This is a genomic window from Nocardiopsis camelliae (genome assembly GCF_028993595.1).
Taxonomy (GTDB): Bacteria; Actinomycetota; Actinomycetes; order Streptosporangiales; family Streptosporangiaceae; genus Nocardiopsis; species Nocardiopsis dassonvillei.
In genome coordinates this window covers 33,372-52,585 of the sequence record NZ_CP118614.1, presented here as the reverse complement: position 1 = coordinate 52,585, position 19,214 = coordinate 33,372, and the positions used below count along the sequence as shown (strand labels likewise).

13 protein-coding genes are annotated in these 19,214 nt (G+C 72.4%); 6 read left to right on the top strand and 7 right to left on the bottom strand.

From position 1 onward, the window contains the following. Positions 1 to 120 precede the first annotated feature (120 nt). Together PV789_RS00190 and PV789_RS00185 are read left to right on the top strand one after the other, a co-directional pair. A complete protein-coding gene (locus PV789_RS00190; protein ID WP_274978290.1) occupies positions 121 to 1,641 on the top strand; it encodes an AbgT family transporter in 1,521 nt (506 codons plus the stop codon). 58 nt (positions 1,642 to 1,699) lie between these two features. Further along, positions 1,700 to 2,857, top strand: a complete 1,158-nt coding sequence (locus PV789_RS00185) for a M20 family metallopeptidase (RefSeq protein WP_274975619.1) — start codon at positions 1,700 to 1,702, stop codon at positions 2,855 to 2,857. Between the two features lie 204 nt (positions 2,858 to 3,061). Here the strand turns inward: PV789_RS00185 and PV789_RS00180 are convergent, their stop codons facing one another. From PV789_RS00180 to fdh, 6 genes are all read right to left on the bottom strand, one after another. Continuing rightward, on the bottom strand, positions 3,062 to 4,489 hold the full coding sequence (locus tag PV789_RS00180) for a dihydrolipoamide acetyltransferase family protein (RefSeq protein ID WP_274975618.1): 1,428 nt from the start codon (positions 4,487 to 4,489) through the stop codon (positions 3,062 to 3,064). Beyond that, a complete protein-coding gene (locus PV789_RS00175) occupies positions 4,486 to 5,478 on the bottom strand; it encodes an alpha-ketoacid dehydrogenase subunit beta (protein ID WP_274975617.1) in 993 nt (330 codons plus the stop codon). The genes PV789_RS00180 and PV789_RS00175 overlap by 4 nt, the downstream gene beginning before the upstream one ends. Before the next feature lies 1 nt (position 5,479). Then, complete coding sequence (gene pdhA / locus PV789_RS00170; protein ID WP_274975616.1) at positions 5,480 to 6,565, bottom strand: pyruvate dehydrogenase (acetyl-transferring) E1 component subunit alpha; 1,086 nt, start codon at positions 6,563 to 6,565, stop codon at positions 5,480 to 5,482. Between the two features lie 249 nt (positions 6,566 to 6,814). Next, positions 6,815 to 7,915 carry an NrfD/PsrC family molybdoenzyme membrane anchor subunit gene (gene nrfD, locus PV789_RS00165; protein WP_274975615.1) on the bottom strand — a complete coding sequence of 367 codons (1,101 nt, stop codon included), beginning with the start codon at positions 7,913 to 7,915 and terminating at the stop codon, positions 6,815 to 6,817. Beyond that, positions 7,915 to 8,805, bottom strand: coding sequence for a 4Fe-4S dicluster domain-containing protein (locus PV789_RS00160; protein WP_274975614.1), 891 nt, complete (start codon positions 8,803 to 8,805; stop codon positions 7,915 to 7,917). Before PV789_RS00160 ends, nrfD begins: the two co-directional genes overlap by 1 nt. After that, positions 8,802 to 12,056, bottom strand: a complete 3,255-nt coding sequence (fdh, locus tag PV789_RS00155; RefSeq protein ID WP_274975613.1) for a formate dehydrogenase — start codon at positions 12,054 to 12,056, stop codon at positions 8,802 to 8,804. The genes PV789_RS00160 and fdh overlap by 4 nt, the downstream gene beginning before the upstream one ends. 363 nt (positions 12,057 to 12,419) lie before the next feature. Between fdh and PV789_RS00150 the strand changes: the two genes are divergently transcribed. Then, positions 12,420 to 14,078: a catalase gene (locus PV789_RS00150; RefSeq protein ID WP_274975612.1), complete on the top strand. Its 1,659-nt coding sequence runs from the start codon at positions 12,420 to 12,422 to the stop codon at positions 14,076 to 14,078. Positions 14,079 to 14,088: 10 nt separating this feature from the next. Continuing rightward, a complete protein-coding gene (locus PV789_RS00145) occupies positions 14,089 to 14,556 on the top strand; it encodes a hypothetical protein (RefSeq protein WP_248772906.1) in 468 nt (155 codons plus the stop codon). 158 nt (positions 14,557 to 14,714) lie between these two features. Here PV789_RS00145 and PV789_RS00140 read toward each other — a convergent pair whose 3' ends face one another. Next, positions 14,715 to 15,179 carry a DUF4383 domain-containing protein gene (locus PV789_RS00140; RefSeq protein ID WP_274975611.1) on the bottom strand — a complete coding sequence of 155 codons (465 nt, stop codon included), beginning with the start codon at positions 15,177 to 15,179 and terminating at the stop codon, positions 14,715 to 14,717. A gap of 368 nt (positions 15,180 to 15,547) precedes the next feature. Between PV789_RS00140 and PV789_RS00135 the strand changes: the two genes are divergently transcribed. Beyond that, positions 15,548 to 17,347 (top strand): thiamine pyrophosphate-requiring protein, encoded by a 1,800-nt coding sequence (locus PV789_RS00135; protein ID WP_274975610.1) that lies wholly within the window; start codon positions 15,548 to 15,550, stop codon positions 17,345 to 17,347. 52 nt (positions 17,348 to 17,399) lie between these two features. Then, entirely contained in the window at positions 17,400 to 19,214 is a 1,815-nt protein-coding gene (locus PV789_RS00130) for a glycoside hydrolase family 15 protein (protein WP_274975609.1), read from the top strand.

The following is a 19,214-nucleotide window of genomic DNA, read 5'->3' as shown; positions in this document are numbered from 1 at the left end:
CATATCCATCCACCACACATGCAATGTACTGGTCAACGTAGCGAGGGAGGGGCGCCAGCCCGCCCGGACGTCAGGGGAGCACGGGTGACCACGACCGATTCCACACGCCCCAGGCTGCCGATGCGGCTGCTCCTGGGCTCCCTCCAGGTGATCGAGAGGGTGGGCAACAAGCTGCCCCACCCGTTCTGGCTGTTCACGATCATGGCCGGGATCGTCATCGCGCTCAGCGCCCTGCTCAACGCGCTGGGCGTCTCCGCGGTCTCACCGGTGGACGGCGAGCGCATCGCGGTCCGCAGCCTGCTCTCGCCCGAGGGCGTGCAGACCATCGTCGGCGACGCGATCGACAACTTCGCGACCTTCCCGCCGCTGGCGATCATCATCGTGGTCATGCTCGGGGTCTCGGTCGCCGAACGCAGCGGCCTGCTCAACGCGATGCTGCGCGGCAGCGTCACCAGGGTCCCGGCCCGGTGGCTGACCTTCGCCGTGGCGCTGACCGGCATCACCGGCAGCGTCGCCTCCGACGCCGCCTACGTCGTGCTCATCCCGCTGGGCGCCCTGCTCTTCAAGGCCGCGGGCCGCAGCCCCGTCCTCGGCCTGGTCGTGGCCTTCGCCTCCGTCTCCGCCGGGTACAACGCGTCCCTGCTCATCACGCCCACCGACGCGCTCCTGGCCGCCCTGAGCACCGAGGCCGCCTCGATCATCGACCCCGGCTACACGGTCACGGCGCTGGACAACTACTTCTTCAGCGTCGTCTCCGCCGTCGTGCTCGCCGCCCTGATCACCCTCGTCACCGAGTTCCTGCTGAGCAGGCGCTCCGAGGGCCTGGCCGAGGACGGCGACGGCGAGGGGGACCGGGAGGCGCAGGAGCTGGGCTCGATGACCCTCACCGACGCCGAGCGCCGGGGGCTGCGCAACGCCGGGCTGACCGTGCTGGCGGCCGTGGCGGTCCTCGCGGCGGCGCTCGCGCCCCCGGCCTCGCCCCTGCGCGGGGAGGACGGAACGGTCCTCGGCTCGCCGATCATCACCGGGGTCGCCTACGTGCTGGGCGTCCTGTTCCTGCTCGCCGGAGTCGTGTACGGGCGCGCCACGGGCACCGTTGCCTCGGCGCGGGACGTTCCCGAGGCGATGACCGCGGGGGTGCGGGACCTGGCTCCGGTGGTCGTGCTGTTCTTCGCGGCCTCGCAGTTCCTCGCCTACTTCCGCTGGACCGGGATCGGCGAGGTCGTGGCCATCCGCGGCGCCGCGCTGCTGGACTCGGCGGGGGTGCACCCCCTGGTGCTCTTCCTCGGCATGATCGTGTTCTCCACGGTGCTGAACCTGCTCATCACCAGCGGTTCGGCGCAGTGGGCCCTCATCGCGCCGGTCTTCGTGCCCATGTTCATGCTCCTGGACGTGCCGCCCGAGACGACCCAGGCCGTCTACCGCATCGCCGACTCCAGCACCAACGTCATCAGCCCGATGAGCCCGTACTTCGTCATGGCGCTGGGCTTCCTCCAGCGCTACCGCCGGGACGCGGGCATCGGCACGCTGATCTCCCTGACGCTGCCGCTGTGCCTCACCGTCCTGGTCGGCTGGACCCTGCTGTTCCTGGGCTGGTGGACGCTCGGCATCCCGCTGGGACCGGGTGTCCCGGTGCGCTGACCGCCTCCCTCCCGCCCCGGGCGGGATCCCCTGCCCACCGCAACGAAGAGAGTGACAGATGAGCCAGACGGTGACCGCGAGACTGGCGGACGCGGCCGAGCGCGCCCTGCCCGGCATGATCGACGACCTGCGCGCCCTCGTGGAGCTGGAGACCCCCAGCGGCGACAGGGACCTGCTGTCCGCCGGGCTGGACGGCATCGAGGGGTGGCTGGCCCGGCGGCTGGGCGCGCCCGAGACCCGGGTCCGCTACGACGGCGGCTCCTTCGGCGACGTGCTGGAGGTGTCCTACCCCGGCACCGGGGCGGGGACCGTGCTCTTCGTCAGCCACTACGACACCGTCTGGCCCGCCGGGACCCTGGCCGAGTGGCCGGTGACGGTCGAGGGCGACCGGTTCAGCGGCCCCGGCTGCTTCGACATGAAGGCCGGGATCGTGCAGAGCGCCTGGGCCCTTCGGCTCCTGCGCGAACTGGACCTGCCCCGGCCCGCCGTGCGGATGCTGCTCACCGGGGACGAGGAGATCGGCAGCCCCGCGTCGCGCCCGCACATCGAGCGGGCCAGCGAGGGCGTGGACCTGACCCTGGTCCTCGAACCCAGCCGGGAGGGCATGCCCAAGACCCGGCGCAAGGGCATGGGGATCTTCGACGTTGACGTGCGCGGCGTGGAGTCCCACGCGGGCCTGGACCCCGCGGCCGGGGCGAGTGCCGTGCACGCCCTGGCCCAGGTCGTGCCCGCGCTCACCGCCCTGTCCGCGCCGGAGCTGGGCACCACGGTGAACGTGGGCCTGGTCTCCGGGGGGACCGGGTACAACGTCGTCGCCGGGCACGCCCGCTGCGGGGTGGACGTGCGGGTGCAGGACCCCGCCGAGATGGCCCGCGTGGACGCCGGGCTGGCCGCGCTCGCCGCCGCCGACCCGCGCGTGGGGGTCGAGGTCACGGGCGGGTGGAACCGTCCTCCGATGAACCCCAACCCGCCCTCGGAGAAGGCGTTCGGTCTGCTGCGCGAGGTGGCCGGGGAGCTGGGCGCGTCCCTGGAGGAGGTCTCGGTGGGCGGGGCCAGCGACGCCAACTTCGTCTCCGCGCTGGGCCGCCCGGTCCTCGACGGGCTGGGCGCGGTGGGCGCCGGGCCGCACTCGCGCGACGAGCACGTCCTGGTCGGCGGGACACCGCACCAGGTCGCTCTGGTGGCGGGCCTGATGGCGCGGATCGCGGGCAGGTAGGGCGGCAGCGCCCGGTCCCGCCCGGGACGACATGTGGACGGGTCGCCATGGGGATGAGTCGCCATGGGGATGAGTCGCCATGGCGACGAGTCGACACGCGGTGGTCCGGCGAACGCGGGACCGACCGCTCCGACGGCGGCCGGACCGGCACGCGCGGGGGCGCCCCGGGATGCCGACTCCCCGGGGCGCCCGCTCCGTTCCGGCCTACAGGCGGGCGACGGCCGCGGCCGGGTTGTCCATGGCGTCGGCGACCACGCGCATGAAGCCCGCGGCGGCCCCGCCGTCGCACACGCGGTGGTCGAAGGCGAACGACAGCTGCGTGATCTTGCGGACGGTCAGCTCGCCGTCCACCACCCACGGGCGGTCCATGATCCGGCCCAGGCCCAGGATCGCCACCTGCGGGTGGTTGATGATGGCGGCGCTGCCGTCCACACGCAGCGACCCGTAGTTGTTGAGGGTGAAGGTGCCGCCGGTCATCTCGGCCGGGGAGGCCTTCCCCTCCCGGGCGGCGGCGGTGAGCCGCCGGATCTCGCCGTCCAGCTCGGTCGTGGTGAGCCGGTGCGCGCCCAGCACGGCCGGGGCGACCAGGCCCCGGTCGGTCTGCACCGCCAGGCCCAGGTTGACCCCGTCGTACTGGACCAGCTCACCGCGTTCGGCGTCCACCCTGCCGTTGAGCTCGGGGTGGGCGCGCAGGCCCGCGACCACGAATCGCGCCACGTAGGACATCAGGCCGGGTCCGGACGGGTCGGACTGCCTGAGGCGGACCAGCTCGGTCGCGTCCACGTCCACCCAGACGGTCGCCTCGGGGATCTCGCTGCGGCTGCGGGACAGCGACGCCGCGACGCTGCGGCGGAACCCGCTCATGGCCGCGCGCCGGGACTCGGCCAGTCCCGTGCGGGCGTCCACGAACCCCGGTGCGACGGGCTCCGGTCCGGGGGCGGGGACAGCGGAGTCGGCGGCGGGGTCGGCGGCCGGGGCCCGCGCGGCATCGATCGCCTCGCGCACGTCGCGCCGGGTGATGAGTCCGCCCGGTCCGCTCCCGGAGACCTCGGAGATCCGCAGCCCCGCCTCACGGGCCATCTGCCTCACCAGGGGCGAGGTGACCAGCGGCGGACGCGCGGCCGGGGGAGCGGCCGGTGCGGCGGAGGCCGGTACGGCGGGTTGAACCGGGGCCGCGGAGGCCGGTGCGGCGGGCTGAGCCGGACGCGCGGGCGGGCGCGGGCGCGGACGCCGACGGCGCCCGGAGGCCGCTGCCTCCGGCGTTCCGTAGCCGATCAGCACGTTGCCCGAACCCGTTCCGGCGCGCTCCTCCTCGCGGTAGCGCTCCCCCTCCGCCGACGCCTTCGCGGCGTCGGCCCCGGACGCGGCCTCGGCCCCGGCCTCGGCCCCGGAACCGTCGGTCACGCTGATCAGGGGGCGCCCGACCTCCATGACCCGGCCCTCCTCGCCGTGCAGCTCGCTGACGGTGCCCGCGAAGGGGGAGGGCACCTCCACGATCGACTTGGCGGTCTCCACCTCCACGATCGGCTGGTCCAGGGCCACGGTGTCGCCGACGGCCACGAGCCACCGCACCACCTCGGCCTCGGTGAGCCCCTCGCCCAGGTCGGGGAGGTCGAAGGTCTGCGTCGTCACTGGTCCTCCCACTGAAGGTCGTCGACGGCGTCCAGGATCCGGTCCACGCCCGGGAGCTGGAAGCGCTCCAGCTTCGGCGGCGGGAAGGGGATGTCGAAGCCGGTGACGCGGCGCACCGGCGCGGCCAGGGAGTGGAAGCAGCGCTCGGTCACCCGCGCGACGATCTCCGAGGCGACGCTGGCGAACCCGCTGGCCTCGGCGACCACGACGGCGCGCCCGGTGGAGCGGACCGCCTCGCACACCGTGGCGTCGTCGAAGGGGACGAGGGAGCGCACGTCCACCACCTGGAGGCTGCGGCCCTCCTGTGCGGCGGCCTCGGCCGCCTCCAGCGCGGTGGGTACCGAGGGGCCGTAGGCGATGAGGGTGGCGTCGGTGCCGGGGCGGCGCACCACGGCGCGGCCGATGGGCGGCTCGGGCGCGGCCGGGTCGATCTCGTCCTTGCCCCAGTAGAGCTTCTTGGGCTCCATGAACACGACCGGGTCGTCGGAGGCGATCGCCTCGCGCAGCAGGAAGTAGGCGTCGGCGGGCGTGGACGGGGTGACCACGGTCAGGCCGGGCGTGTGGGCGTAGTAGGCCTCGGAGGAGTCGCAGTGGTGCTCGACTCCGCCGATCCCTCCCGCGTAGGGGACGCGGATGACCATGGGCAGCCCGACCCGGCCGCGGGTGCGGTTGCGCGTCTTGGCCACGTGGCTGACGATCTGCTCGAAGGCAGGGTAGGCGAACGCGTCGAACTGCATCTCCACCACGGGGCGCATGCCGTTCATCGCCATGCCCACGGCCATGCCCACGATCCCGGACTCCGCGAGCGGGGTGTCGAAGCAGCGGTCCTCGCCGAACTCGGCGGTGAGGCCGTCGGTGATGCGGAAGACGCCGCCGAGGGGGCCGACGTCCTCGCCGAAGACGTACACCGCGGGGTCCTCGGCCATGGCGTCGCGCAGGGCCCGGTTGAGGGCCTGGGCCATGGAGAGCTTGGTGGGGCCGGTCGCCATGTCAGTTGCCCTCTCTGCTCAGTTCGTCGGCCAGGAAGGCGGCCTGCTCGTCCAGCTGCGGCGTGGGGGTGGCGAACACGTGCGCGAACAGCTCGACGGGCTCGGGGTCGGTGTCCCCGGCGACGCCCTCGCGCATGGCGGCGGCCACGGCCTCCGCGTCCTCGGCGATGCGCGCCTTGCGGGCCTTGGTGAGGACGCGCTTCCTGGTGAGGTAGGCCTCCATGCGCAGCAGGGGATCGCGGGTCTGCCAGGGGTCCACCTCCTCCTGGGTGCGGTACCGGGTGGCGTCGTCGGCGTTGGTGTGCGCCTGCATGCGGTAGGTGTGCGCCTCCACGAGCTGGGGGCCCTCGCCCGACCGGGCCGCGGCCACGGCCCGGTCGAGCACGGCGAGCACGGCGGGGGTGTCGTTGCCGTCCACCCGTTCCGCGTTCACCCCGTAGCCGACGCCCTTGTGGGCGAGCGAGGGGGCGGCGGTCTGGCGGGCCAGGGGGACGGAGATGGCGTACTCGTTGTTCTGCACGAAGAACACGACCGGAGCCCGGAACACCGCCGCGAAGTTCAGCGCCTCGTGGAAGTCGCCCTCGCTGGTGGCGCCGTCGCCGCACAGCGCCATGACCACGGTGTCCTCACCGCGCAGGCGGGCGGCGTGCGCGACGCCCACCGCGTGCGGGAGCTGGGTGGCCAGCGGCGTGGCCTGCGGGGCGACGCGGTGCGCGTAGGGGTCGTAGCCCGAGTGCCAGTCGCCCTTGAGCAGGGTGAGCACCTGTACCGGGTCCACCCCGCGCGCGACCACGGCGGCGGTGTCGCGGTAGGTCGGGAACAGCCAGTCGCCCTCCGCCAGGGCCATGGCCGCGCCCGTCTGGCAGGCCTCCTGCCCGTGCGAGGAGGGGTACACGGCCAGGCGGCCCTGCCGCACGAGGGCGCTGGCCTGGTCGTTGACGCGGCGGCCGATCACGAGGGAGGTGTACGCGGCGAGAAGCCGCTCCCGGGCCGGGAACGGCAGGGCGGCCCCGTCCACCGGGCTTCCGGTCTCGTCGAGCAGCCGGACCGGCTGCTCGGAGGGGAGAAGGTCCCGGTCATCAGCCATGGCGCCAGCCTCCTGTGTCAGAAAGATGTGTTCAGACACATGGTGCTGTTTCTTGCCATCTGTTCGCCACAACCGCGCAGAACTCAAGAAAACGTCGAGGATTTCGCCTGAATTCCTGGCCAAACGTCCAACCGTGTGATCCAGAACACCTCCCGGCGTGGACAAGTGGCCCGCACCACCGCGCCGCGTCCCCGACCGCCGGACGGCCGTCCTCCCCCCGCCAGAGCCGCGGGGGAGGACGGCCGCTCCTCAGTCCCCGGCCGTACGGGCCCGCGGAACGGCGGCCGCGTCGGCGCCCCCGCGCTCCGCCTCCCGCTCGGCCAGCCTGCGGCGCTGGGGCACCACCGTGTACTTGGGGTCGGCCACGGACTGCTTGCCCGCCTGGAATACGCCCAGCCGGGTGCACGCGGAACCGGCCAGCAGGGCGGCGCCGCTCACCGCGGAGGCCACCCGGCTGCGGCGGCCCAGCACCGCACCGGCCGCCCCGGCCAGGGTGAGCGTCCTGGCCGCGCGCATGAGGGCGCCCGCCCTCCCCTGCCGGTAGGGCTCGCCGGACAGCCCCATCCGGTGCTCCATGGCGCTGGAGACCGCCGTCTCCAGCAGGGCGCCGCCCACGGCGGCACGGCGCGCGGGACCGCTCTGCGCCAGGGGCGCGGTGACCAGGCCCATCCCGCCCGCGGCCGAGGCCGCGGAGGAGGCGAACACGAACGGCATGTACCGGTAGCCGTCGTGCCAGGAGGGCACAGCGGTGTCGCACACCAGCGGCGCCGTGTAGGTGGCCACGAGCGGCCCCACCATCCCGGCGCCCAGGGTGGCCGCCCGGCCGATCCGCGGGAACCACCCGGTGGCCGCGGTCACCGCGGCGACCCCGGCGAGTGGGCCGTAGGTCATGAGGATCCAGGACCCGACGCTCATCGGCGAGGTCGGCTTGACCACCCGCAGCATGTTGAGGAAGCGCTCGGGGCGCCCCAGGTCGTGGATGAGCGCGGCCGTCGAACCGGAGATCGCGCCCAGGGCCGTGTACTTGAGGGGGCGGGCCAGCTCCGGGCGGCCGGTCAGCTCGGCGCCGGCGGCCAGCACCGACGAGGCCCCGGCGAGCCCGCCCAGGAACAGGTAGCCGCCGATGTCGGAGGCCTTCCACACGATCTGGTTGAGGACCGGCTTGCCGTAGTAGGAGCGGAACTCGGCGTCGGGCACCCGCGTGGGCTCGCCGCGCCGCTTCTTCCTGCGCCGCCCCTCCCCGTGTTCGCGGCGCTGCTCCTCCCCGACGACGTCGGCGGCCCCCGTGACGGCCTCCCGTCCGGGGCGCTGCCCGCGCATGCCCTCCTTGGTCACGTCCGACGAGCTCATCAGCGCCTCCCCACGAACGTCGCGGCCGCTCCGACCACCAGCGCCGCCGCCGCGACACCGGCGTGCCGCCACATCGACGGCAGGTCCCGGGTGGTCACCACCGGGTCCGGCGGCAGCCCGTAGACCTCGGGTTCGTCCAGCAGCAGGAAGAACGCCCCCGCGCCGTCCACCCCGTCCTCGGGGTCCTCGCCGTACAGGCGGGCGGAGGACACCCCGGCCTCGTGCAGGTCGGCCACCCGCGCCTCGGCGCGCGCACGCAGTTCGTCGAGGTTGCCGAACTGGATCGAGTCGGTGGGGCAGGCCTTGGCGCAGGCGGGTTCCAGGCCGTCGCCGATCCGGTCGTAGCACAGGGTGCACTTCCAGACCCGGCCGTCCTCCTCGCGCTTGTCGATGACCCCGTAGGGGCAGGCCGGAACGCAGTACCCGCAGCCGTTGCAGATGTCCTCCTGCACCACCACCGTGCCGAACTCGGTGCGGAACAGCGAGCCGGTCGGGCACACGTCCAGGCAGGCGGCGCTGGTGCAGTGCTTGCACACGTCCGAGGACATCAGCCAGCGGAACTCGCCGCGTTCGTCGGCACCCGTGGCGGCGCCGGGCAGCTCGAAGGACGGCATGCCCAGGTCCACGGCCCCGGGGCGTCCCACGCCCGGGTCCTGGTGGCCCAGGGGCTCGCGCTGTTCGACGAAGGCCACGTGCCGCCACGTGTCCGCGCTCAGTCCGCCGCTGTTGTCGAACGACATGGACGTGAAGTCCAGGCCGTCCTCGGGGACCATGTTCCACTCCTTGCAGGCGACCTCGCAGGCCTTGCAGCCGATGCACACACTCGTGTCGGTGAAGAAGCCGACCCTCTCGTGCCTGCCGTCCCCGTTGCTCTCCGCGGACACGCTCACACCTCCAGTCCCGTCTGTTCCGTGATTCCGGCCCGCTCCCGGTACTCGCGCACCAGGTCGAGGCGCTCGGCGCCCCGGGGCCTGCGCCCCGGCCGGATGTCGGCCGTGATCGCCTTGACCTCCTGGATGTGCACGTTGGGGTCGAGCGCGATGGGCATCAGTTCGTTGACCGCGTCCCCGGTCGTGTACCCGTTGGGCCCCCAGTGGTAGGGCATCCCGATCTGGTGGACCACCCGCCCCTGCACCCGCAGCGGCGCCATCCGGTCGGTGACCATGACCCGGGCCTCGATGGCGTTGCGCGCCGTGACGACGGTGGCCCAGCCGCCGTGCTCCAACCCGCGCTCCTCGGCCAGCTCGGGCCCGACCTCGCAGAAGAACTCGGGCTGGAGTTCGGCCAGGTAGGGCGTCCACCTGGTCATCCCGCCCGCGGTGAAGTGCTCGGTGAGCCGGTAGGTCGTCACCACGTACGGGAAGACGTCGGAGCCGGGCGTGCCGGGGGCCGGGTGGTAGCGGTTGTACTCGTGCGGGTACAGCAGGCGCGTCGGGTTGCGCTGGTGCCCGTACAGCGGGTTCTCGAACGGGGTGTCCTGCGGTTCGTAGTGCGTGGGCAGCGGGCCGTCGTTGAGACCCGCGGGCGCGTACAGCCACCCCTTGCCGTCGGCCTGCATGACGAAGGCGTCCCGACCGGTCAGCGCCGCGACGCCCTCGGCGTCCTCCGGCGGCACGTAGTCGGGAGCCTTGCGGTTCTCGAAGTCGGGGGTGTCGTGCCCGACCCAGCGCTCCCGCTCCGCGTCCCACCACACGAGGCTCTTGCGGGGGCTCCAGGGCTCCCCGTTCTCGTCGGCGGAGGCGCGGTTGTACAGGACGCGCCGGTTGTCCGGCCACGCCCAGGCCCACTCCCCGGCGATCCAGTCCTGTTCGGTGTGGGGCTTCCTGCGCGCCGCCTGGTTGACCCCGTCCTTGAAGACGCCGCAGTAGATCCAGCAGCCGCACGAGGTCGACCCGTCGTCGCGCAGCTCGGTGTAGACGGTGAGCGGGCGGCCCTCGGCGTCGTGCCCGTTGATCTCGCGCAGGACCGCGGCGGCGTCGGGCTCGCCGTCCTCCTCCAGGGGGTAGTCCCAGGTGAGGTCGAGGACGGGGCGGTCCTTGGGGTCGTCGGAGCCGGCGAGGATGCCGCGGATCCCACGGCCGAGGTGGTACATGAACCACAGGTCGCTGCGCTGGTCACCGCTCGGGCTGACGGCCTGGTCGTGCCACTGGAGCAGCCGGTTGGTGTTGGTGAAGGTGCCCGACTTCTCGGTGTGCGCGGCGGCCGGGAAGAAGAACACCTCGGTGCCGATGTCCTCGGTGCGCATCTCGCCGGACTCGATCTCCGGCCCGTCCTTCCACCAGGTGGCGCTCTCGATCAGCGAGAAGTCGCGCACGACCAGCCAGTCCAGCTCGGCCATGCCCATGCGCTGGGCCCTGCTGTTGGCCGAACCCACGGCGGGGTTCTCGCCCATGAGGAAGTAGCCCTTGCACTTCCCGGCGATCTGCCCCATCACGGTGTCGTAGTGGCTGTGGGAGCCGGTGAGCCTGGGCAGGTGGTCGAAGCAGTAGTCGTTCTCGGCCGTCGCGTGCTCGCCCCACCACGCCTTGAGCAGGCTGACGGTGTAGGCCTCCATCCCGTCCCAGAACCCCTTCCTGGGGTTGCCCGCGGCCATGATGTAGGTCTCCAGGGACTGCTCCTCGTGCGCGTGGGGCATAGGCAGGTAGCCCGGCAGCAGGTCGAACAGGGTCGGCACGTCGCTGGAGCCCTGGATGCTGGCGTGTCCGCGCAGCGCCTGGATGCCCCCTCCCGGGCGGCCGATGTTGCCCAGCAGCAGCTGGAGGATGGAGGCGGCCCGGATGTACTGGGAGCCGACCGTGTGCTGCGTCCAGCCCACGGCGTAGCAGAAGGCGCTGGTGCGGTCCCGGCCGGAGTTCTCGGTGAGGTGGTCGCACACCCTCCGGAAGGTCTCCTGCGGGATGCCGCAGACCTGCTCGACCAGTTCCGGCGTGTAGCGCGCGTAGTGGCGTTTGAGGACCTGGAACACGCAGCGCGGGTCGGTGAGCGTCGGGTCCTCCCTGGGCTTCTCCCGGATGACCGCGCCGCCCGACCCCTGCTGCTCGGGCCGCCCGGAGTGGCTGGTGCCGAGGTTCTCCTCCAGCCGCTCCTTGAACAGCTGGTTGCGGTTGCCGGAGGCGGCGGCGACCTCCGCGCCCTCGTAGCTCCAGGTGCTGGCGTCGTAGCTCTTGTCCTTCTCCGAGAAGCCGGAGAACAGGCCGTCCAGGTCCTCGGTGTCCTGGAAGTCCTCGCCGACGATCGTGGCGGCGTTGGTGAAGGTGCGCACGTAGTCGAGGAAGTACTTCTCCTCGGTGAGGACGTGGTTGATGATCGCGCCGAGGAAGGCGATGTCGGTGCCCGCGCGGATGGGCACGTGCATGTCGGCGAGCGCGCTGGTGCGGCTGAAGCGGGGGTCGACGTGGATGACCACCGCGCCGCGGGCCTTGGCCTCCATGACCCACTGGAAGCCGACCGGGTGGGCCTCGGCGAAGTTGGATCCCTCGATGATGATGCAGTCGGAGTTCTGCAGGTCCTGGAGGAACATGGTCGCCCCGCCGCGTCCGAAGGACGTCCCGAGCCCGGCGACCGTGGAGCTGTGGCACACGCGGGCCTGGTTCTCCACCTGGACGACGCCGAGCGAGGTCAGGAGCTTCTTGATGAGGTAGTTCTCCTCGTTGTCCAGTGTGGCGCCGCCGAGGCTGGCGATCCCCAGCGTGCGGTTCACCCGTTGTCCCTCGTGCTCCCGCTCCCAGGTCTGCTCGCGCGTGCGGACCACGCGGTGGGCGACCATCCGCATGGCGGTTTCGAGGTCGATCTCCTCCCATTCGGTGCCGTAGGGGCGCCGGTACAGGACCTTCTCCTCGCGCGCGGAGCCGGTGGTGAGCTGGAGGCTGGCCGATCCCTTGGGGCACAGCCGCCCGCGGCTGATCGGCGAGTCCGGGTCGCCCTCGATCTGGACGACCTTCTCGTCCCTGACGTAGACGTTCTGCCCGCATCCCACCGCGCAGTAGGGGCAGACCGACTTCACGACCCGGTCGGCCTCCTCGGTGCGGGACCTGAGGTTCTCCGACCGGCGGGACTTCGCGGCGGCCCCGCGTCCCGTCGGGTCGTCCCCCGTGAACTGCCGGTACACCGGCCACGACTCGATCCACGTGCGTACGCCCATGCTCGCCTCCGCCCCGGGCCCGGGGCCCGTCGATGGTCTCCAGGTCTGCCGCTACCCAAGGACGAGGGGGAGCATGGGTCCGGAATTCCCACCGTGCGCCGGGCGCGGCTCCGGGCGGGCTGGGACACGCCGCCCGTGGCGGTTCCATGGGGCTTTTGTGACGCGGCCCGGACGGCGGTGTTTCACGTGAAACACCGGGGGAGGAGAGGGCCGAAAATCCCCCTTTCCGGACTTCCCCGGCGGGGAAGAGTTGCGGTACTCCCTCCAGTTGGTAAGAACTTCCCCCGCCGCGCGTCCGGCACCGCGGCAGTGGGCAGGGGCACCGGGACAGGGATCATGACGACGTGGTGGGGGACCAGTTCCATGACCGACGTATCCAGCCAGGGATCCGCGCCGGGAGACGACCGCGAGGTGCTCACGAACCGGCAGGGACACCCGGTCTACGACAACCAGAACCAGCGCACGGTCGGTGAGCGGGGACCCGCGACGCTGGAGAACTACCAGTTCCTGGAGAAGATCAGCCACTTCGACCGGGAGCGCATCCCGGAGCGGGTGGTGCACGCGCGCGGGGCGACCGCGTTCGGCTACTTCGAGTCCTACGGCGCGTGGGGCGACGAGCCGATCAGCCGCTACACGCGGGCCAAGCTCTTCCAGGGCAGGGGGAAGCGGACCGACATCGCGCTGCGCTTCTCCACGGTCATCGGGGGCAGGGACTCCTCGGAGTGCGCGCGCGACCCGCGCGGGTTCGCGATCAAGTTCTACACCGAGGACGGCAACTGGGACCTGGTGGGCAACAACCTGGCGGTGTTCTTCATCCGCGACGCCATCAAGTTCCCCGACGTGATCCACTCCCTCAAGCCGGACCCGGTGACCTTCCGCCAGGAGCCCAACCGCATCTTCGACTTCATGTCGCAGACCCCCGAGTGCATGCACATGCTGGTCAACCTGTTCAGCCCGCGCGGCATCCCGGCGGACTACCGGCACCAGCAGGGCTTCGGCGTCAACACCTACAAGTGGGTCAACGACGTGGGCGAGACCGTCCTGGTCAAGTACACCTGGATGCCCAAGCAGGGCGTGCGCAGCATGACCGAGGCCGACGCGGCCAACCTCCAGGCGGACGAGACCGGGCACGCGACCAAGGACCTGCACGAGGCCATCGACCGCGGCGAGTACCCCGAGTGGGAGCTGCTCGTGCAGATGATGAGCGACGAGGAGCACCCCGAGCTCGACTTCGACCCGCTGGACGACACCAAGACCTGGCCGGAGCAGGACTTCCCGCCCAAGGCGGTGGGGCGGATCGTGCTCGACCGGAACGTGTCGGACAACTTCGCGGAGAACGAGCAGATCTCCTTCGGCACCGGCGTGCTCGTGGACGGCCTGGACTTCTCCGACGACAAGATGCTCGTCGGGCGCACCTTCTCCTACAGCGACACGCAGCGCTACCGGGTGGGCCCCAACTACCTCCAACTGCCGGTGAACCAGGCCAGGAACGCCGACGTGCGCACCAACCAGCGCGACGGCCTGATGGCCTACCACCAGGACTCCGGGGGCGAGAACCCGCACGTCAACTACGAGCCGTCCATCAACGGCGGCCTGCGCGAGGGGCAGTACCCCACGCACGACGAGCAGGGGCCGGAGATCCGGGGGCGGATGACCCGTAAGCGCATCTCCCGCACCAACGACTACCAGCAGGCGGGACAGCGGTACACGCTGATGGAGGAGTGGGAGCGCGACGACCTGGTGCGCAACTTCACCGGGCAGCTCTCCCAGTGCGACCGGCCGATCCAGGAGCGGATGGTCTGGCACTTCCTCATGGTCGACGACGACCTGGGGCTGCGCGTCGGTGAGGGGCTGGGCATCGGCCCGGGCGACGTGGCGCACCTGGAGCCGCTGCGGAGCCAGACCCTGGACGAGGGGGAGCGCCAGCGCATGGCCAACCTGGGCAAGAACGGCCCCCGGGACGTGTCGGGGCTGACCATGACCCACTGCGTGCCCAACAAGCGGCACGTGGTGGAGCGCTGAGGCGGGCGTGGTGGAACGGCTGGCACGGGCCCTCGCGCACACCTCGTCCGCCGTCGGCAGGGGACTGCTGGCGGGGGTGGTCGGCACGGCGGCGATGACGGTCTCCAGCACCGCCGAGGCCAAGCTGCGCGGCAGGGGAGGCAGCACCTCGCCCGCCGACGCCGCCGGGAAGGTGCTCGGGGTGCGGCCGGAGGGCCCCTCGGGCGAGCAGCGGTTCAACACGGCGGTGCACTGGGGCTACGGGGCCTCGTGGGGGGCGGTCCGGGGGCTGCTGGGCGCCGCCGGGCTGCACGGGACCGCGGCGGCGGCCGCGCACCTGGCACTGGTGTGGGGCGGCGAGCAGGTCGCCCTCCCTGCCACGGGCACGGCGCCCCCGGCCTGGAAGTGGGGCGCCAAGGAGGTCGGCGTGGACCTGCTGCACCACACGGTGTACGCCTGCGCCACCAGCGCCGCCTACGAGTGGCTCGACCGGCGCTGATCCGCGGTCGTCCGGCCCCGGTCCCCGCGGGGGCCGGGGCCGGTCGCGTGCGTCCACGGCGCGGGCGCGGCCGAACGACGCGAAGCGGCCGCCGCCCCGTGCGGGGCGGCGGCCGTCGCCGTGTCACTCCCGCTCCGGGAGGGAGCCGCGCGGACGCGTCAGCGCCCGGCGCGGCTGCGCCCGGAGGGCTTGAGGACGATGGCGAGCGCGAGCATGCTCACCCACAGCACCAGGTGCAGCCAGTTGTCGGCGTGGTTGAGCGGCACGATGTTCGTCGGGTCGCCGGACTCGACCAGCAGCCCGTAGACCCACAGCACCAGGTAGGCCAGGCCGCCGACGATGAGGTAGACGCGCGCCAGTCCGGCGGTGCGCGCCATCGCCACCCCGGCCACGCCGAGGATCAGGTGGAGCAGGTTGTGCAGGATCGACACCTGGAAGATCCCCAGCAGCATGGCCTCGGAGTGGTGTCCGGCGAACTGCATCTGGTCGTAGTTCGTGGTCAGTCCGGGAATGAAGCCCAGCACGCCCACCAGCAGGAAGACGATGCCGTAGACGAGTGCGGCGATACGGATCGGCTTTCCGGGGATCCTGGTCACGCCCTGGGCCGATGTCCGGTTGGACATGGTCACCTCCACCGTGTCGCGTCCGTTTCATGGGCCCCGTGACGCAAGGGACTGATGGTGAACCATTACCCGATGTGACGCATACCACTCACCTTGGCGGGCGGTGCCGCCCACCGCCACTGACCGGCCCCGGGCAGGAACGAACGTCCGGTCTCCGGTACGGGGGCGGGCGGAGCGCGGGAGCGGGGCGGGCGGAGCGCCGCCCGCGCGGTGAGTGCGGACGCGGGAGTCGGGGTAGTCGCGCCAGCGAGGCACTTCCGCGGTGGACCGGGGGCCGCGAGCCGGTGGGGCGGGGCCCCGCACGCGGCGGACGCGGTGCCGCGGGAAGGGTGCCGGCCGACGGCGTCGAGCCCGGGAGGGAAGCGGTCATGGCGGAACTGGTGTCCGACCACGTACTGAAGCGTCTGCGCGAGTGGGGGGTCGAGCGCGTCTTCTCCTACGCGGGCGACGGCATCAACGGCCTGCTGGCCGCGTGGGAGCGGGCCGGCGACCGGCCCCGCTTCATCCAGTCACGGCACGAGGAGCTGGCGGCCTTCGAGGCCACGGGGTACGCCAAGTTCTCCGGCCGGGTGGGGGTGTGCGCGGCCACCTCGGGCCCCGGCGCCATCCACCTGCTGAACGGCCTCTACGACGCCAAGCTCGACCACGTGCCGGTGGTGGCGATCCTCGGCCAGACCGCGCGCAGCGCGATGGGCGGCTCCTACCAGCAGGAGGTCGACCTGATGTCGCTGTACAAGGACGTGGCCGGCGACTACCTCCAGATGGTGACCGTTCCCGAGCAGTTGCCCAACGTGCTGGACCGGGCGATCCGGATCGCCGCGAGCAGGCGCACGGTCACGGCGGTCATCATCCCCGCCGACGTCCAGGACCTGGAGTACTCACCGCCCGAGCACGAGTTCAAGATGGTGCCCTCCAGCCTCGGTCTCCCCTCACCGCGGTCCACGCCGTCCCCGGAGGGGCTGGCCGAGGCCGCCGAGATCCTCAACTCCGGCGAGCGCGTCGCCATGCTGGTCGGGCAGGGGGCCAGGGGAGCGGCGGACGCCGTCGTCGAGATGGCGGACAGGCTCGGCGCGGGGGTGGCCAAGGCGCTGCTGGGCAAGGACGCCCTCCCCGACGACCCGCCCTTCGTGACCGGGTCGATCGGTCTGCTCGGCACCCGGCCCTCCTACGAGATGATGCGGGACTGCGACACCCTGCTCGTGGTGGGCTCCAGCTTCCCGTACAGCCAGTTCCTGCCCGAGTTCGACCAGGCGCGCGCCGTCCAGATCGACATCGATCCGACCATGGTCGGCATGCGCTACCCGTTCGAGTGCAACCTGGTCGGCGACTCCGCGCAGACGCTGCGGATGCTGCTGCCGCTCGTGGACCGCAAGACCGACCGCTCCTGGCGGGAGAAGATCGAAAACGACGTCGCGCGGTGGAAGCAGGTCCTCGAACGGCGCGCCCACGTGGACGCCGACCCGGTCAACCCCGAGCGCGTCTTCCACGAGCTGTCCCCGCTGCTGCCCGACGACGTGATGGTGACCGCGGACTCCGGTTCGGCGGCCAACTGGTACGCGCGCCACCTGGTGTTCCGCGAGGGCATGCGGGGGACGCTGTCGGGCACGCTGGCCACGATGTGCCCCGGCGTCCCCTACGCCACGGGGGCGAAGTTCGCCCACCCCGACCGGCCGGTGGTCGCGCTCGTCGGGGACGGCGCCATGCAGATGAGCGGCATCAACGAGCTGATCACCATCGGCCACTACTGGAGGGAGTGGGAGGACCCGCGGGTGGTCGTCGCCGTCCTCAACAACCGCGACCTCAACCAGGTGACCTGGGAGCTGCGCGCGATGGGCGGCGCGCCGCAGTTCCTGCCCTCGCAGCGCATCCCCGACTTCCCCTACGCCGGGTTCGCCGAGAGCATCGGCCTGCGGGGGATCAGGGTGGAAGACCCCTCCGACGTGCGCGACGCCTGGCAGCGGGCGCTGTCGGCGGACCGGCCCTGCGTGGTCGAGTTCGTCACCGACCCCGCCGTCCCGCCGATCCCGCCGCACGCGACGCTCGACCAGATGGAGAGCGTGGCCAAGGCCCTGGCCAAGGGCGACCCCGAGGCGTGGTCCGTGGTCAAGCGGGGCGTCGTGTCCAAGGCGCAGGAGTTCCTGCCCGGAGGCGGGCGGGGAGACCGCTGACGCGGGACCGGGGTACCCGGGCGACCGGCCGGGGACGGAAGGGGGACGGGACGTGGCTCCGCCCATCGAGGACTACGCGTTTCTGGGCGACATGCGGACGTCGGCGCTGGTCGGCAGGGACGGGAGCGTGGACTGGCTGTGCCTGCCCAGGTTCGACTCCGGCGCCTGCTTCGCCGCCCTGCTGGGCGACGGGGGCAACGGGCGCTGGACCATGGCCCCGGTAGGGGAGCACCGGGTCTCGGCGCGGCGGTACCGCTCCGACAGCCTGGTGCTGGAGACCGAGTTCCGGTGCGCGGACGGCGCGGTGCGGGTCGTGGACTGCATGCCCATCGGCGCGCACGGGACCGGTCTGGTGCGCCGGGTCGAGGGGGTGGAGGGCCGCGTGCGCATGCGGACCGAGGCCGTGCCGCGCTTCGACTACGGGTCCATCGTCCCGTGGGTGCGCAAGAACGGGCGGCGGCTGCACATGGTGGCCGGTCCGGACAGCTGCTACCTGGACTCCGACGTGGAGTTCGAGGTCGCGGCCCCGTCCAGGCCGGTCGCGGAGTTCACGGTCGCCGCGGGGGACGGCGTGGACTTCTCCCTGGTGTGGACGCCGGTGCGGGCCCCCGAGCCGGACCCGCCCCACGTGGGCGCGCTCATCGGGCACACGGAGGAGGTGTGGCGGGAGTGGGCGTCCAGGTGCACCTACCGGGGCGAGTACCGCGACGCGGTGGTCCGGTCGCTCATCACCCTCAAGGCCCTGACGCACGCGCCCGGCGGGGGCATGGTGGCCGCGGCCACCACCTCCCTGCCCGAGCAGCTGGGCGGCGTGCGCAACTGGGACTACCGCTACTGCTGGATACGCGACGCCACGCTGACGCTGCTCTCGCTGCTGGAGTCGGGGTACGAACGTGAGGCGGCCGAATGGCGCGAGTGGCTGCTGCGGGCGGTGGCCGGTGAGCCCGCGCAGATGCGGATCATGTACGGGATCGAGGGGGAGCGCAGGCTGCCCGAGCTGGAGCTGGGCTGGCTGTCCGGCTACCAGGGCGCCCGCCCCGTCAGGATCGGCAACGAGGCGGCCCAGCAGTGGCAGCTCGACGTCTACGGCGAGGTGATGGACGTCTTCCACCAGGCCAGGGAGCACGGCATCCCGCCGAGGGAACCGGCCTGGCAGCTCCAGCGGCACCTGATGGACTTCCTGGAGTCGCACTGGCGGGAGCCCGACAACGGGATCTGGGAGATGCGCGGGCCCCGGCGGCACTTCACGCACTCCAAGGTCATGGCGTGGACCGCGGCGGACCGGGCCGTCAGCGCCGTGGAGAGGTTCGGGCTGGAGGGCCCGGTGGACGACTGGAAGCGCCTGCGCGGGGAGATCTTCCGGGACGTGTGCGAGCACGGGTACGACCCCCGTCGGCGGACCTTCACCCAGTACTACGGTTCCGAGTCCCTGGACGCCTCGCTCCTGATGGCGAGTTCCGTCGGCTTCCTCCCGGCCACCGACGAGCGCATGCGGGGGACGGTGGACGCCGTCCAGCGGGAGCTGTGCAGCGGCGGCCTGGTCCAGCGCTACTCCATGGACGAGGGGACCCGGCACGTGGACGGCCTGCCCCCCGGTGAGGGCGTGTTCCTGCCCTGCACGTTCTGGCTGGTGGACAACCTCGTCCTCCAGGGCCGCGTGGACGAGGGCCGGGGGATCTTCGAGCACCTGCTGAGCCTGCGCAACGACGTGGGGCTGCTGGCGGAGGAGTACGACACCGGCGCGCGGCGGCTGGTCGGCAACTTCCCCCAGGCGCTGTCCCACATCGCCCTGGTCAACACCGCCTACGAGCTGGACCGGGGCCGCCGGGGCCCGGCGAGCCAGCGCGCGGAGTCGCGGGGGCGGTGA